The sequence below is a fragment of the bacterium genome (assembly GCA_016699595.1).
In the GTDB taxonomy this organism is placed as follows: domain Bacteria; phylum Patescibacteriota; class Dojkabacteria.
On the sequence record CP064982.1, the window covers coordinates 562,718 to 577,624 of the forward strand.

The 14,907-nt window shown below is 32.8% G+C and carries 15 protein-coding genes and 1 tRNA gene; 6 read left to right on the forward strand and 10 right to left on the reverse strand.

Translation table 11 applies throughout. From position 1 onward, the window contains the following. Nucleotides 1–40 precede the first annotated feature (40 nt). The 3 genes from IPJ91_02790 to IPJ91_02800 are packed head-to-tail and all read left to right on the forward strand — an operon-like array spanning nt 41 to nt 3,280. The gene (locus IPJ91_02790) at nt 41–1,201 is read left to right on the forward strand and encodes a serine hydroxymethyltransferase (protein QQR93360.1); all 1,161 of its coding nucleotides are present in this window, start codon (nt 41–43) and stop codon (nt 1,199–1,201) included. Between the two features lie 17 nt (nt 1,202–1,218). Further along, nucleotides 1,219–1,623: a hypothetical protein gene (locus IPJ91_02795; GenBank protein QQR93361.1), complete on the forward strand. Its 405-nt coding sequence runs from the start codon at nt 1,219–1,221 to the stop codon at nt 1,621–1,623. Nucleotides 1,624–1,681: 58 nt separating this feature from the next. Further along, nucleotides 1,682–3,280, forward strand: a complete 1,599-nt coding sequence (locus IPJ91_02800) for an ATP-binding cassette domain-containing protein (protein ID QQR93362.1) — start codon at nt 1,682–1,684, stop codon at nt 3,278–3,280. Nucleotides 3,281–3,354: 74 nt separating this feature from the next. Here IPJ91_02800 and IPJ91_02805 read toward each other — a convergent pair whose 3' ends face one another. The 8 genes from IPJ91_02805 to dnaG form a co-directional block, all read right to left on the reverse strand. Next, the gene (locus IPJ91_02805; GenBank protein QQR93363.1) at nt 3,355–5,847 is read right to left on the reverse strand and encodes a DNA translocase FtsK; all 2,493 of its coding nucleotides are present in this window, start codon (nt 5,845–5,847) and stop codon (nt 3,355–3,357) included. An 81-nt stretch (nt 5,848–5,928) separates the two neighbouring features. Then, nucleotides 5,929–6,321 carry an FKBP-type peptidyl-prolyl cis-trans isomerase gene (locus tag IPJ91_02810; GenBank protein QQR93364.1) on the reverse strand — a complete coding sequence of 131 codons (393 nt, stop codon included), beginning with the start codon at nt 6,319–6,321 and terminating at the stop codon, nt 5,929–5,931. A gap of 117 nt (nt 6,322–6,438) precedes the next feature. Continuing rightward, nucleotides 6,439–7,224, reverse strand: coding sequence for an ABC transporter ATP-binding protein (locus tag IPJ91_02815; protein ID QQR93365.1), 786 nt, complete (start codon nt 7,222–7,224; stop codon nt 6,439–6,441). 42 nt (nt 7,225–7,266) lie between these two features. Further along, nucleotides 7,267–7,479 (reverse strand): hypothetical protein, encoded by a 213-nt coding sequence (locus IPJ91_02820; GenBank protein ID QQR93366.1) that lies wholly within the window; start codon nt 7,477–7,479, stop codon nt 7,267–7,269. Nucleotide 7,480: 1 nt separating this feature from the next. Then, the gene (locus IPJ91_02825; GenBank protein ID QQR93367.1) at nt 7,481–8,056 is read right to left on the reverse strand and encodes a hypothetical protein; all 576 of its coding nucleotides are present in this window, start codon (nt 8,054–8,056) and stop codon (nt 7,481–7,483) included. Beyond that, the gene (locus IPJ91_02830) at nt 8,053–8,601 is read right to left on the reverse strand and encodes a hypothetical protein (protein QQR93368.1); all 549 of its coding nucleotides are present in this window, start codon (nt 8,599–8,601) and stop codon (nt 8,053–8,055) included. Before IPJ91_02830 ends, IPJ91_02825 begins: the two co-directional genes overlap by 4 nt. An 81-nt stretch (nt 8,602–8,682) precedes the next feature. Further along, entirely contained in the window at nt 8,683–9,498 is an 816-nt protein-coding gene (locus IPJ91_02835) for a hypothetical protein (protein ID QQR93369.1), read from the reverse strand. 102 nt (nt 9,499–9,600) lie between these two features. Then, nucleotides 9,601–11,313 (reverse strand): DNA primase, encoded by a 1,713-nt coding sequence (dnaG, locus tag IPJ91_02840; protein QQR93370.1) that lies wholly within the window; start codon nt 11,311–11,313, stop codon nt 9,601–9,603. A gap of 138 nt (nt 11,314–11,451) precedes the next feature. Here dnaG and smpB point away from each other — a divergent pair, with 138 nt between their 5' ends. Next, nucleotides 11,452–11,940 (forward strand): SsrA-binding protein SmpB, encoded by a 489-nt coding sequence (smpB, locus tag IPJ91_02845; protein ID QQR93371.1) that lies wholly within the window; start codon nt 11,452–11,454, stop codon nt 11,938–11,940. 9 nt (nt 11,941–11,949) lie between these two features. Then, a complete protein-coding gene (locus IPJ91_02850) occupies nt 11,950–13,053 on the forward strand; it encodes a hypothetical protein (GenBank protein QQR93372.1) in 1,104 nt (367 codons plus the stop codon). A 66-nt stretch (nt 13,054–13,119) separates the two neighbouring features. Here the strand turns inward: IPJ91_02850 and IPJ91_02855 are convergent, their stop codons facing one another. Both IPJ91_02855 and IPJ91_02860 read right to left on the reverse strand, forming a co-directional pair. Then, complete coding sequence (locus IPJ91_02855) at nt 13,120–14,076, reverse strand: hypothetical protein (protein QQR93373.1); 957 nt, start codon at nt 14,074–14,076, stop codon at nt 13,120–13,122. Between the two features lie 33 nt (nt 14,077–14,109). After that, nucleotides 14,110–14,676: a hypothetical protein gene (locus IPJ91_02860; protein QQR93374.1), complete on the reverse strand. Its 567-nt coding sequence runs from the start codon at nt 14,674–14,676 to the stop codon at nt 14,110–14,112. Between the two features lie 143 nt (nt 14,677–14,819). Here IPJ91_02860 and IPJ91_02865 point away from each other — a divergent pair. Continuing rightward, a tRNA-Leu gene (locus IPJ91_02865) sits at nt 14,820–14,900 on the forward strand. Nucleotides 14,901–14,907 lie beyond the last annotated feature (7 nt).

Genomic DNA, 14,907 nt, shown 5'->3' on the forward strand with positions numbered 1-14,907 from the left:
GTATAATTGTGAATTGTTTTAATGTTTAACCTAATAAATCATGAACATAAAAAGCGACCCACAACTTGAAAAGTTAATTAATCTTGAAGAAAAAAGACAATCTGAAACTTGGTCATTGATAGCTTCAGAAAATGAAATGTTTGATGAGGTTCGAGAAATTTTGGGAAGCAAGTTGAATAATAAATACTCAGAGGGTTACGCAGGCAAAAGATACTACAATGGAAATCAGTTTATAGATGAAATTGAGAATCTTGCAATTTCTAGAACTTGTGAAGGTTTCGGAGCAAATTTTGCAAATGTGCAAAGTTATTCAGGAAGTCCTGCAAACCAAGCAATTTATAAAGCACTACTAAATCCTGGTGATACAGTTTTAGGTTTTGACTTAAATTGTGGAGGACATTTGACTCATGGAGCAAGTGTGAATTTTTCAGGAAGTTACTATAACTCTATAACTTATAAAGTAGATCCTCAAACTGAACTAATTGACTTTGAAGAAGTCAGAAAGTTAGCTTATGAGTATAAGCCAAAGCTGATAATCTGTGGAACAACTGCATATAGTCGTGAAATAGACTTTCAAAAGTTCAAGGAAATTGCAACTGAAGTTGGTGCTTTTTTGCTTGCAGATATTTCTCATATTTCAGGTCTTATTATTTCAAATCTTCACCCTAGTCCAGTTGGAATTGCAGATGTTATGATGAGTACAACTCATAAACAACTTAGAGGTCCAAGAGGAGCTGTGATTTTGAGTAATAGTGAAGAAATTATGACAAAAATAAACAAGGCAGTTTTTCCAGGCCTTCAAGGTGGACCGCATAATAGTACAACTGCTGCAATTGCTCTTTGTATGAAGAAAGTTAACAGTCGAGAATACAAAGATTATTGCAAACGAATTGTAGAAAACAGGAAAGTTATGCAAGATGTATTTGTGGATAATGAAATTCAAGTTGTTAGCGGTGGATCTGATAATCATCTCTTGGTTTTGAAAGTAGGAACGGGCAGAGGAAGGCAAGTTGCTGATGAACTTGAAAAGCTTGGAATAATCATAAATGCAAATACAATTCCATTTGATCCAAGTAGTCCTTTTAAGCCAAGTGGCATAAGAATCGGAACCCCATGGATTACAAGTAGAAATATAGATAGTGAAAAGTTGACTGAATTGACAACCAAAATTGTAGAAATTGTGAAAAGTACAAATATCTAAACGATCGAAATACTTCAATGACTACAATTGACCTTCTAACAATCAAAACACTTGGCCAACAAATTGCAAATATTCTTGATTCAAATCATATTAATTACTTAGTCTATGGAAGTTTCGGAAAATATCTTCATGGATTTGATATTGACAAGTGTAATGATATAGACATTATCATAAAAGAGATTGATTTAAACAAAATTTATGAAGTTTTCAAAAGTGACTATAATTGTTTTTTATATAAATACGGTTTACATGCAAACTCTAAATATTTCGCAAATTACAAAAACGAAACATTTGACATATCTTTTGATAGTTACGAACATTATTTTTTGGACAATGGTATAAAGCTCAATTTTCACAAAGACTGTCAAATCATCGATGGCATCAAGTGCATAAGCTTTGCACAAGCTGATATTCAGTTCTAAAATACTCTCCAATCTTACCTTACAATTCTCTTTCAATTTTTGCTAAAATATTTTCTGAATGATCGAATTTCGAAACATATATAAAAAGTATGGAAGCAATGTGATATTTGATGGCTTTACAGAAGCTATTCAAACTGGAGAGTTTGTCTTTTTGGTAGGAGCGTCTGGATCAGGTAAATCTACATTGTTCAAAATGCTAATTAAGGCAGAAACTCCAGATAGTGGCAATATTTTGATTGATGGGTATGATCTAAATGATTTAAGAAATCCTCAATTACCCATGCTTAGAAGACAAATAGCAGTGATTTTCCAAGACTTCAAACTTGTCCCAAACAAAACTGTTTATGAGAATTTGGAATTTGCTATTAGAGTTCAAAATATAAAGATAAATATTCCAGCAAAAATAAACGAACTTTTGGATCTAGTTTCATTACAACACAGAAAAGACGCTCTGCCAAAGCAACTTTCGGGAGGAGAAAAGCAAAGAGTGGCAATAGCTAGAGCTATGAGTACGGATCCGAAAATTCTGCTAGCTGATGAACCAACTGGCAACCTAGATCCTCAATCGACTTGGCAGATTGTGAAATTGCTTGATGAGATAAATGAAACTGGAACAACTGTAATTATGGCGACTCATGATCCTGAGATAGTAGATACTGTAAACACTAGAATTATCCATCTTGGATCAGACAATAAAGCTGAAAATAAAACAAAACAATATAAAGAAGAGGTGATGAATGATTTTGCAAATGAAGGTAGAAGGTTTCTATATACCGAGCCTGACTCAAAAGCAAGTACAGATATAGATAATTTTGAATCTACTTACTTTGCTAATGATTTTACTTCATCTGATGTACAGCAACCACAAGACGAATCTTTTGAAGGTAAAATGCGAGAGGCTGAGACTAGGCAGGAAGCAAATTCTAGATTTGCTCAAACCGAAAACATAAGACCTGAAAATGTCAAAGGTAGCTTACTGAACGAAACACAAGAAAATAAGCATGAAGATAGAGCAAGTGAATTTGAGAAAAGTTTTGCAACAAAGCGAAGTATATTCGGAAGTAATTTGACAGAGAGAAAACCAGCTTCACCTAACACAAATCAGAAACAAAATTACAGCTCAACTTTGACTAGTAATAATCATGTCAAAAAGCCAAAGAATGACATGTCGTTGAATAAGGACCGTAAACATAATGAGAGGAAATCAGATGATAAACCAAAAATCGATAAGAATTCTATAGAAAATAAGTCATACTCTATAGCTGAAAATCAGAATGTACCACACAAGCAATTTCAAAATACTTCACTAGCTAGATTCAAAAGTATTTTTAGCAAAAACAAAGTAACTTCTGATACTGTGGACAAAAAGATCAGCATCGACATAGTAGAACCGACAACTCAAACAAAAGAGTCACATACAAGCAAACATTATCAAGGCTTCACTTATACTACAACGAAAGTTTCACAAATTTCAAATGACAATGTCGATGAACTTGAAGTTCTTGATTTGCCAGAAGATATAAAAAGAACACTAAGGATAAATAGAGTTCGGACCATTCGACAACTGAAACTAATGAGCGAATTTGAGCTAAATAAACTTGTTGGAAGTTTGAATACTTGGAAAGTGAAGAAGGCTATAGAGAAAGTCAGATTGTAAGAATTATAGAAAGTAACTTAAAGAACTCTATTGAATTTATGAGTTCAAGCAAATTAGTTGATCCAGTTGACAGATCATCTATTTACACTTGCAATACCTTCTAGTTCATCCATATCTCCATAAATTGAATCTTCAGCTTTGCTAGTAAATCCTACCGGTTCACTATCAGCAGTATACTCATTCACTTTATCCCAATTAATTGTATAGCCCTTTGTCCCACCTAAGTTTTCGCCAAGAAATCCTTCTTCTTGAAGCTCTGCTACCAACCTAGAAGATTTGTTGTAACCTATCTTCATATGTGTTTGCAAAAGCGAGGCTGAAGCTTTCCCAGCTCTTTTGATGATTTTCAATACCTCAATCTTTTCAACTGAAAGATCACTATCGCTTGGAATATTTTCACCTTGTGAATATTCTACAAAGGACTTTCGTTGCGAATCCCACTTCTGAGATGAATTCACACTTTCTAAGTAGTTAGGTTCATTTGAGTAAGATTCATATTGTTCCTTGATAAATGCGACAATTCTTTTGATCTCATCACCAGAAATGAACGCACCCTGCAATCTCCTGACTTTGTTTGATTCTATTTGTGCCAACATATCTCCATTTCCCAAAAGATCTTCTGCGCCAGGTTGATCAAGAACAACCCTAGAATCAGTATTGCTATTGACCCTAAGTGCTACATGCGCTGGAAGATTACCTTTCAAAATACCAGTTATGACATTGACACTAGGTCTTTGTGTAGCAAGTATTAGGTGAATTCCGACTGCTCTTGCCTTTTGGGCAATTCTAGTAACTTCTCCTTCAAATGCTTTTCCTGTAGTCATCATCAGATCAGCAACCTCGTCTATAATGATAACTATAAATGGCATAGCTGAAAATCCCATTACATCATTGTATTCAGATATATTTTTGACACGTGCTTCAGCAAGTATCGTATATCTTCTATCCATTTCTTCAACCGACCACTTGATAGCATTCATAACTTTATCAGTTTCACCAGTTATAAGTGGAGTTAGCAAGTGCGGTATACCATCATAGTCAGCAAAGTCAACTTTCTTAGGATCAACAATAATCAATCTAAGTTCGTCAGGACTTTTTGTCATAAGCAGACTCATCAGAAGCGTATTTGTCAAAATAGATTTCCCAGAACCAGTAGTACCAGCTATAAGTAAATGAGGCATTTTTTGTAAGTCATAGACAACCGTTGAACCATCTATAGCTTTACCTAGAGTGACACCTAATTTATGAGATTTATAACTTTTAGAAAGTGTTTCCATCATTTCTCTAAATCTAACTATATTCCTCACTTTGTTTGGCACCTCTATCCCTATATACGGAGTTCCATCAATTTGTTGCATTCTGATTTCACCTACTGCAGATAGGTGCGACTTCAAATCACTAGAACGCCTTTTGATCGAATCGACAGTAACTCCCTCTGCTATAGCTACTACATACTGTGATACAGATGGACCTATCTTACATAATTCTCTTTGTACTTTCACATTTATACCAAAAGATCTAAACGATCTTTCAATAATTTCAGAGTTTCTTTCAATTTCCTTTCTATCTTGTTTTGGAAGTTCGTACTTATCAAGTTCTGAAACAGGTGGATTTATCCAATCACTAAATTTCAAAACTAAGTTTTGCAGAGCTTCTTCACTTGTTGCATTTTCTGCTAATTCTTTAGTAAGGTCAGACGGATCTTCATCACCTTCGATGTAATTGATAGCTTTATCTACTTGCAAATTCTTCTTATCAACATCAAGGTTAACCGATTTTTGCCTTGCCAATTCTTTCCATGGCGGCTCTTTAGCTTCATTGTTGTATTGATTGTGATTAGGCTTAAGAGGTTCAATATCTTTTTCGTTATTTTGCCAATACTTTGAGTTTATGATCCTGTCTTCTTCATCTTCATCATCTATCTCATCTTCGCTTACTAGTTTTGTCTCACGCGCAGCTTTCTTTTGTTCGATATACAAATTAGTTGCTAGAAACAAGCCTTTGATCTGATCATAGATTGAAGAGAATATCTTGGCTATCATCTCAAAAATCTTCAAGATTTTGACCCAGATATTTGCAAGAGATAAATTGAAAGATAATGACGCTACTAAAATCATCGTAATGACGAGAATAAATTTAGCAAGAAAATTTCCCAAAGCATCTGCCAAAAATCCGCCAAGAAAATAGCCTACATGACAATTACCCAAAAAGGTAAGAATATCAAGTGAACCTGAAACAAATTTACAACTATAGGAAGCAAAGTTGCCTAAATATTCATAACTTCCAATAAGGAAAAAAAGTATAAACTGAAAGAAACTAGATAAATTTTGATTTGCAGCATAAGAAAAACCTAATTTCTTTAGGGAAATATTTATAAGCAGAAATGACAATGGGAATGTTGAAATACCAAGAAATTTACCAATAGTTACCAAAATCTTTCCTGAATCAACAGGTGCAAAATATGAAAGTAAAACAATAATTCCTAATATGAATATAAATATACCAAAAACTATATTTACTTCTGTAATGTCGTATTTGACAACTTGAGGTGCTTTTTTCCGTCCCATGTCTCTGATATTACTAAATAATACTAGAGATATCAACATTTAAGCTACTGACACAGTATATAAATATACTTCTGTAACATATTATAAAACTTCCAATAGTTTAACTTCAAAATATAATATTGAATTTGCAGGAATTAATCCATTTTGATTCGCACCATATCCAAGTTCAGCTGGAATCTTCAAATACCTGGTTCCACCAACCTTCATACCTTGTAATCCATTCCTCCAACCCTCTATCACACCTGACAATGGGAAACTGATTGGATCTTTTATCTCTGAACCATTTGCATTTATAGTCTTATCAAATTCTGTGCCATCTTCAAGCCAACCTCTATAATGAACCTTGACTGTAGATGTATCAACCACTTCAGTCCCTGTACCAACCTCTTTGTCAACAATATAAAGTTTTGCATTTGCTACAGTGCCATCAGGCAAAGTATATTCCACTAGTTTTGCATTATCTTCGTTGAACATAATTTTTGCATTATCGATAGTATTATTATTTTTCCATAATATAACTACCCCAAATATAAGTAATAAAGTAACGAATGTGATGTAGATAAATTTGTCTTTCATATCTTTAAATTTAAGTTAATTAATTAAATCATTTTGATACATAGAAATAACACTATTAGGTTCTCCTACTGCGGCAACCTTATGATCTTTGATATACAAAACTTTGTTGCAATATTTAGCAATAGATACTAAATCGTGACTCACAAAGATGATCGTACTTCTTTCGCTAATTTTCTCCTCCAATTTCGAAGTACACTTTTCTTGAAACTTTGCATCACCAACAGCAAGGACTTCATCCATGATGTAAATATCTCCTTTTGCTTCCATAGCTATTGCGAAAGCCAGCCTTACCATCATTCCAGAAGAATAGTGTTTGATTTGCATATCCTCAAATTCACGAAGTTCAGCAAAGTCCCAAATTTTATCATACCTAGAGCTAATTTCCGCTGCAGTTAAACCCAAAATAGTACCGTTCAAGTATACATTCTCTTGCCCCGTTAACTCTGGATTGAACCCAACACCAAGTTCCAAAAAAGGAATAATTTTTCCATCACTCAAAATTTTACCTATATTTGGAGTATATATTTGGGCAATCATTTTCAAAAGCGTTGATTTGCCTGAACCATTCCTACCAATGATACCAAAGAAGTCACCTTTTGTTACTTCAAAATTAATATCATCTAATGCAATAAATTTAGTCTTTTGACTCTCGTTTTTCTTAAAAAAATTCTGAAACCTTGATTTGAAAGTATTATGATTATCTTTATCTAGAAAAAACCATTTACTTACATTTTCAACTTTGATAGCCAAACTTGGAGCTAAGACTTGATTCACTTTTTTTATACTATCTTTGATAGACACAATGCCATTATAACATAACTAGTATTCTATATTTATGATAAGTTAGAAGTTTGATTTAAGCAAATCTGCATTCCCGTCATATATCTTCAAAATATCCGTTCTTAATTCAGGATCCATTTTCTTTATTTCTTTTGTCACAATTGTCTTTGAACTCATATCCAAAAACATCTGGACACCAGTTGATACTAAAATAACTATCAAAAGACTACCTATAAACAATGACCATGTTTTCGAAATTTTGACCTTTGTTTTCATACTAATTTCCTACGCTAACAAGCGAGTAAAAGTTTATATTTAAGCTATATGTTCCATTACCAGTCTGACTTATACCAGTAATCTCAACTCCCCTTGGATACCTTTCAATATCATGAATAAATTTTGCGAAGTTAGATTCATCATTTCTTGATTTGATGTCGATAGAAAAGGATTTATAGGAGAGCGTTTGATAAGCTTCACCTACACCTATTATACTAGTTTCAAAAGAAAGCATATCAAACCCAGAGACATTGGCAATATCTGCTAAATTTTGTATCAATTCTTCTTCTACGTGATCCTCAACCATTCTAACTTTAACCAATGAGAAACTAGCTTTATTTTCTTCAAACTTGTCACTTAAAACTCTAAGAGTCTCAATCTTTTGGTTCATATCACTAAGGTACTGTGTATTGACTACGATTTCATTTTTGATTCTTGTAATTTTCAATATTGTAGGTCTCACAGTCAGAAGAAAAAGAAGTAAAGTAATTAGAATGCTCAAAAATAGGAGCAAAAAAGTTTTTTTCTGAGTTGATTCAAGTATGTCAGTTAGTTTTGAAGAAAATGATATATTCATATTTGATTGTCAATAACTTCAATTTCACTAAATTCTTTGTCCAAGATTAGCTCTCCAGAAAGCGAAGCTACTATTGCCCCTTCCTTGTCTGGTGTATAACTAGCCAAAACTACATTTTTTGTATACTTTGATTCTTTAAGCATTCGTTCTATTTCTTGAATATTTGAAGGTGTCGAAACGATACTAATCTCAAAAGATTTTCCTTTTGCAATCGTAATATTCATTTTCTTGAAATCAGGTAATTTCGAGAATAAATCAACCCAAACATTTTCATATATAAAAATATTTGAACTTAGTTTAACTAAGTCATTTAGTTTGGCCTGAGCATCGCGTAATTCAGCTTCAGAATCTTGATAAACCATAAGTATTCGCTCTTTTTGCTCGATTTCTTCTTTCAAATCATTTGACTGTCGGTCTAATATTACCCTATATCCAAAACTAATTATAATAACTATTTGTACAAAGAGAATTAAAATCCTCACAGTTCCAGTGAGCCAAAAATAAATTTTGTCCCAAAAGGGAATTACAGGTCTAGCTGACTTCAATAGGTTGAATATCTGTTTTGAGGAGGTTGGCAGTTTTTTGATAGCTTTACATTTGCAAATTCTTCAGACAAACAGGATTTACTAACTTGATATGATTTTATCAAATTCTTTTGGGTTATTGCAAACAGATAAATACAATCCTTTATTTTCGAACTTAAACTCTTCTGCTAATTCCTTCTGCTTGATTTCATTTAGAACTTCATTATTTTTGTAATGGCAATTTGGTACAGCTTCAGTGCGACCGTTCTTTCTTATAATATAGTGACTCATTCCTCTAGCATCTGGTATAGATTTGTAGTTCAATTTATAGTCATTTTTATAAACTTTCGAAACGATACACGGAGTTGACCTTATATTGATTATTGTAAAGTCGTATCCACAGGGAACAGTAAACTTCTCACCTTTTCTCAGTTTGACCAAAGCCGAAAATTCAACTTCAGGATTTGCAGGTACAAGCCAATCTTCTTTGGACTTGCGTACTTGCATCATAACCAAGCATTGTCCATATATCGGCTCAATAACGGAAGAAATACCGACTTTTATAAACTTATCCAAAAGATTATCCGTTTTTTTTATTTTTTTATTTGTTAGGAACTTTGAAGTATATATATGAGTTCTACTATACTCCACTCCTATCATCTGTGAAGGGAGATATATGATATTGTGCCTTAGTGAATACTTGGAAAAAACAGTTACATCTTCGTTTCTATAGACATCACGATATTCAGAGTAAATATACTCTGGGTTTTCAAGATCAGCATTCAAAAAACTATCTCCAACATCACTTAATCTATAAATTTTTTCTTCATATTTAGAAAATAAGTTTGAAGGAAGCGCCAATCTATTGACATCAAGTTGCAAAGTTATAGGTAATCCGAATTGAGCTAAGGTAACCATGTTTTAATTTTATAATCAATCTTCAAAATGTCAAACACTTTTATTTTCTCCATTTGAGATATACAAATAATTTGCAAGTAGCTATAGGTAATTGCGAGATTTTCAAAAAACAAGTATGTTATTTACCTGCTCCAATTCATGGGATATTTCTGAATTCGCTGTTTCGTTTATGTTTATATCCTTGACTAAATCATGCAACTTACTTCGTTTATAATTTAATTTTATATATGAACTTAGTTTTTCAAATTCCTTTTTTGCCAATTCAATATTATCCGGCAAGTGGAGAAACGCAACCTTTTCTGAAAGCTCTATATTTTCATCACTTCTTAAGAATTTAATTAGTTTATGGTAATCCGGAGGTACAGTCAAAAAATAGTTTTTCAATTGATCCACATCAAAACTATATTGATGTGCCACAAGCAATAGATAAACCTCTTTAATATCTATATTTTTAACAATATTAGAATTATCAAATTGAAGATTATTCAGATCATCATTACCAGCTTTAACTTGAGTTGTATCATGGGACTTTACTTTTTTGGACTTTATAAATTTTTGAAATTCAAATTCCAACAATTCCCTTTCTTGATCAAGAGATAAGGAGAGTTTAGTTATATATCCAGATATTAGTGTTTTGTCACTTAAGTATGATAAAAAGTAAAAATATTTATCTCTTAATCTTACTAGTTCATATGGGTCTTCGTAATTAATAGTTTTACTTTTCAGTATATACTCAAAAAAATCTGAGCTCTTTGTAGCAAAAGATTTCCACTCATCAGGTTGACTTCGTACGAATTCATCGATATCTTTGTATTCTTTTGGAAGGAGAGATATTTTTACCCTTAAGTTAGCTTCAGTAGCAAGAATGAACCCCTTTTCCAATGCCTTTGTTCCTGCTTCGTCATTATCCAAACAAAGCACAAGATTCTTTGTATACCTGCTAATAAGTTTCAATTGATCTACAGTAAGAGCCGTACCTAATGGAGCTACTATATTTCCGATTCCGACATTGGTTGAACTGATACAATCTATCTGACCTTCAGTAAGTATTGCAAAGTCATTTTCGACAATTTCATTCTTTCCTTGAAATAAATTGTATAGAGTGTTGGATTTCTTGAAGACTATAGTTTCAGGTGAATTGATATACTTAGGTCGAGAGTCTCCTGGTAAAATTGTCCTTCCAGAAAATCCAATGATTTGTCCAACATTATCAAAAACAGGAAACATCAGTCTATCATTAAATTTGTCAACTAAGTTTTGGCCTCTATATACAAACAGCCCTGATTCAGCAAGTGGTATCTCCAAATCACCAAGTTTTTTTGAAATATAATTATTCAATTTAAGATACTTAGGAGCATAACCAATGGAGTACTTCTCAATAACTTCCTTGGTTAATCCTCTCGCATCGCAATATGTTCTAGCTTGATAGCCAAGATCGTTACGAAGTAATATATATTTATAAAGTTCAGATGCAAATTTATTTAACCTAAGTAAGTCATTCTTTTTTTTTGAAAATGATTTATCTTGATTGTGATCTTGCAATTCAATTCCAGCCTTTTTTGCACAAAGCTGCAGTGCAGTAAGAAAGTCTACATGTTCAATTTCTTGAATAAAGTTAATGACATCTCCTGATTTATCACCTCCGAAATCTTTGAACCTACCGATGTCTTCGTTGACAATGAAACTTGCCGTACGCTCTTTTCGAAAAGGCGATAATGCAGACCAGTTTCTGCCGACTTTCTTCAAATCTGGCACATATTCTCGGACAACATCTACTATATTTAATTTTGATTTTATGAGTTCAATATCAGACAAATTAAGGTAAGCTTAGAATTCGCAAACTATATTTACGCAAACTTTAATCTAAGAAAGCAGAAAACTTAAATATATTTTAGCATAATTTGGTAAAATACTTTGCGTTTGAGACCATAGCTTTGTGTAAATAAACTTTATTTGCAAATTATATTTTTAAGATTGAAAGAAAAAGAAATTGTAAAAAACAAAAAAGCCAGTTTTGATTATATATTTTTGGAAAAAATTGAAGCTGGTATAATTTTGAATGGAGATGAAGTTAAATCAATTCTCAATCATAATGTAAACTTTGCAAACAGCTATGTCAAGATGTTGAATTCAGGTCCAGAATTGATAAATTGTCATATTGGCTACTATAAATTCGCTAAATTTAAAACCAGAGATGAAACAGAGAGGTATACATACAGAAGTCGTAAACTCTTGCTAAATAAAAAACAAATTGCTAAACTAAGTTTACGAATCAAAAGAGACAGAGTAACAATTATTCCTATTAAATTTCACATAAATGAAAGAGGAAAAATCAAACTTGAAATTGCTGTTGCAAGAGGTAAGAAACTTTTTGATAAAAGACAAAGTGTGAAGGAAAGAGACTTTTTAAGAGAAAATAGCCGAAATCTAAAGCATAATTAAACTTTCAACATGCCCCAGAACAATCAAATTAGTGCTTTGCAAAACAACACCCAAGCGGGTTCTACAAATCTACCCTTTGTAGGTAACTTAAACAATGATCTTCAAAACCAGAATTCCCTAAATTTGCCAGAAAATGATGATTTTTATACTGATTATCTACAGTTACAAATCCCTCAGGAAGAGTATCTTGATCACAACGGTAACGATTTGACAAAGTTTGAAAACAATAGGTTTCTCAGAGAAAGTCCTGAACTCCAGAAATATACTAATTTATTGATAGACCTTCAAGACGGTACATATTTTGGAAAAAAGCTTACCTCGGAAGATGAGATGAGCCAACTCTGGGAGCAAAGGTATTATGGAGAGCAAAACAATCAACAACAAGATCAAAAACTTTCTAAAGATAACAGTACTATATTTGGAATTCCTAGTTCACTAATTGATCAAAACAATACTTCAAATAATTCCACTATTAACAAATCAGATCTTGCTGGGATATTTCAAAATTATTTAAATTCAAATCCAACAAATGTAAGTACAGATAACCCTAGCGAAGAGATATTTGTAGAAGATATAGAAGATACAGATTTGACAGGTATTGATTATCCTTCCAATTTTGTTGACCCAAATTTACTCAGCAATTCACTTAGTACAAAGTTCACTGCCAACAGCCACCCTAATAGTGGCTCCACTACGACTAACTCAAGAAGACCGGAATCTATAGGAGCTTCTGCACAAACAACTGCAAAAGAAAATTTACAAAAAGAAGTAGATACAAATATTGAATCACAAGTCGAAAAAATAAAAAGTGAAATCAAAGAAGAGATTACAAACGAAAGTAGTAGATCGAAGACTTCCAATACTATAAATAATAAAGACAGTGCCGAAAAAGAATCCAAAGATCTGACCAAAACAGTAGAGAGTTTGATAGGAAGTATAAAGCTCTACGGATATACATTGCCTAGCAGTGCGATAAATAAAGTAGCTAGATCAAAAGATCCTAAAAACCTCTACAAAAATCTAAACTCTCATTCTGCAAAATCTTGGTTGCTCGCACTTGCAGGCAAGCTTGCATTACAGCAAAACGAAAAAAGCAGACAACAGAAGAAGTAGATATACAGGAATATTCCATCGGAATTTCTGGCACAAAATTCATCAGAAAGCATTCTTTGATGATTTTCAATTTTTACTTGACTTCTCTTTTTTATCAGTTTTGGCAGCCTCTGGATTCTGTTCAAGCCATTGATCCTTCAACCATTTCAAACCTGCTTGTTGCATTGCAACATTTTGATAGTACAATCTCGTTCTTTCATCTATACCTTCTATCTGATCAAAGTTAGGAATGTCTAGGTTTTCTTCCCTTACTATCTGTGAGAGTAAAATCATTACCGGCAAATAATCTCTAACTTCCTTCTCCCATTGTGCCTCCAATTCTTCAAAGGTCAACTTTTGAGATTCTAAATACTGTTCTTTTGTCAAACCTAAATCATTTAGTTTCTCATCAAAATGTATTCTTTGGTGATTAACTTCAAGCGACACAGGGTAATCAAGGGCTTCATACTCAGAAGCTTGCAACACTTCCTGCAAAAGTTCAGAATTGAACCTTTCTTCTGATTCTCTCACCTTTGCTAAAGTAAGACGAGATTTGACTTCATCTGGACTTACATCAGTTAGTTTATTTTGTTGGATATATTGTTCTACCTCTGAGTCACTTACATCTTCAGCATTTTGTGAGGCACTTACTTGCACATTTTTCATGTCCGGTAACTTGATATACGGGGCATAGCCATATGCAATTAATATTTTTAGTTGTTTTTTGTCTTGAATACTTTTCTGAATGTCATCATCAAATTTGATTTCAGGCTCAGTTATTGGAAGTATTTTTTCCTCGGTAAGCACATATCTATAAGCTTCATCTATGATTATTTGTAGTGCCTCCATAACTATTTCCCTACCGTACTGAGATTCAATAATTGACAAAGGAACCTTGCCTTCTCTAAAACCGTCTAACTTCAAGTGTTTTGCCTTCTTCTCCAAAGCGCTAACTTTTGCATTTTCAAACAAATCATATTGTAAAGTTATATCGAAAGTTATTTTCGAGCCACCGTTATTTGTTTTGGTATATTGTATATTCATGATAAATAGTTAATTTGATAATTTGCAATAAGTTTAATGTTCTGGAGGCAAATTATCTATTCCTGACCAGTCTCCTATAATATTGTCAAGCAATTGCTCCTCATCATCACCAATTTTGCCTAAGATATCTTCCTTATCCTCGACATTATGTTCTTGAGTATCATCATGTATCAAAAAGAAATCATCATCTCGTACATCTTTTTGTTTCAAATTTTTTGACGTTAAATCTTCCAAATCTTCCGACTGATTTTCATTATCAAAGAGTGTATCATAGTCTTCTGACTTGCTTGAAGATTTCCTAGTTAGATTGATTTGTGAATTCTGAGTAGGTTTCTTGCCAATATTGTCTCTATTTCTTTTAATTCTTTTATTCTGATTTACCTTCGACGTCTCTGTAATGGGTTTTGTTTTTTTGAAAGTAACTTTTGTAAAAGATAAATCCTTTTTGGGAATTTCTTTTGATATAACAGAGCTTTTTCCCTTACTCTTTGTAGTATTGCTTTGAGATTTCTTCGTAATGATAGCTTCCTTATTTGATTTTGTTGAATTAGACACCAGAGAATTCTTTGCCTTTGATGAGATAATTTTTTTCTTTGCCATTTCAGTAATTGTTTGTTACAATCAGTTGCGTATTAAATCATAATTATATCCCTGTGTCAATATCAGTTGAATTTGTCGGTTACAGATAATTTTGATGTTGATCTTGCTTTATTTTGTGTGTCATTATCAAACATCACAAATGAGCCGAGGTGGCGAAATGGTAGACGCACTACCTTGAGGTGGTAGCGAGTAACATCATGCAGGTTCAAGTCCTGTCCTCGGTATTTGATG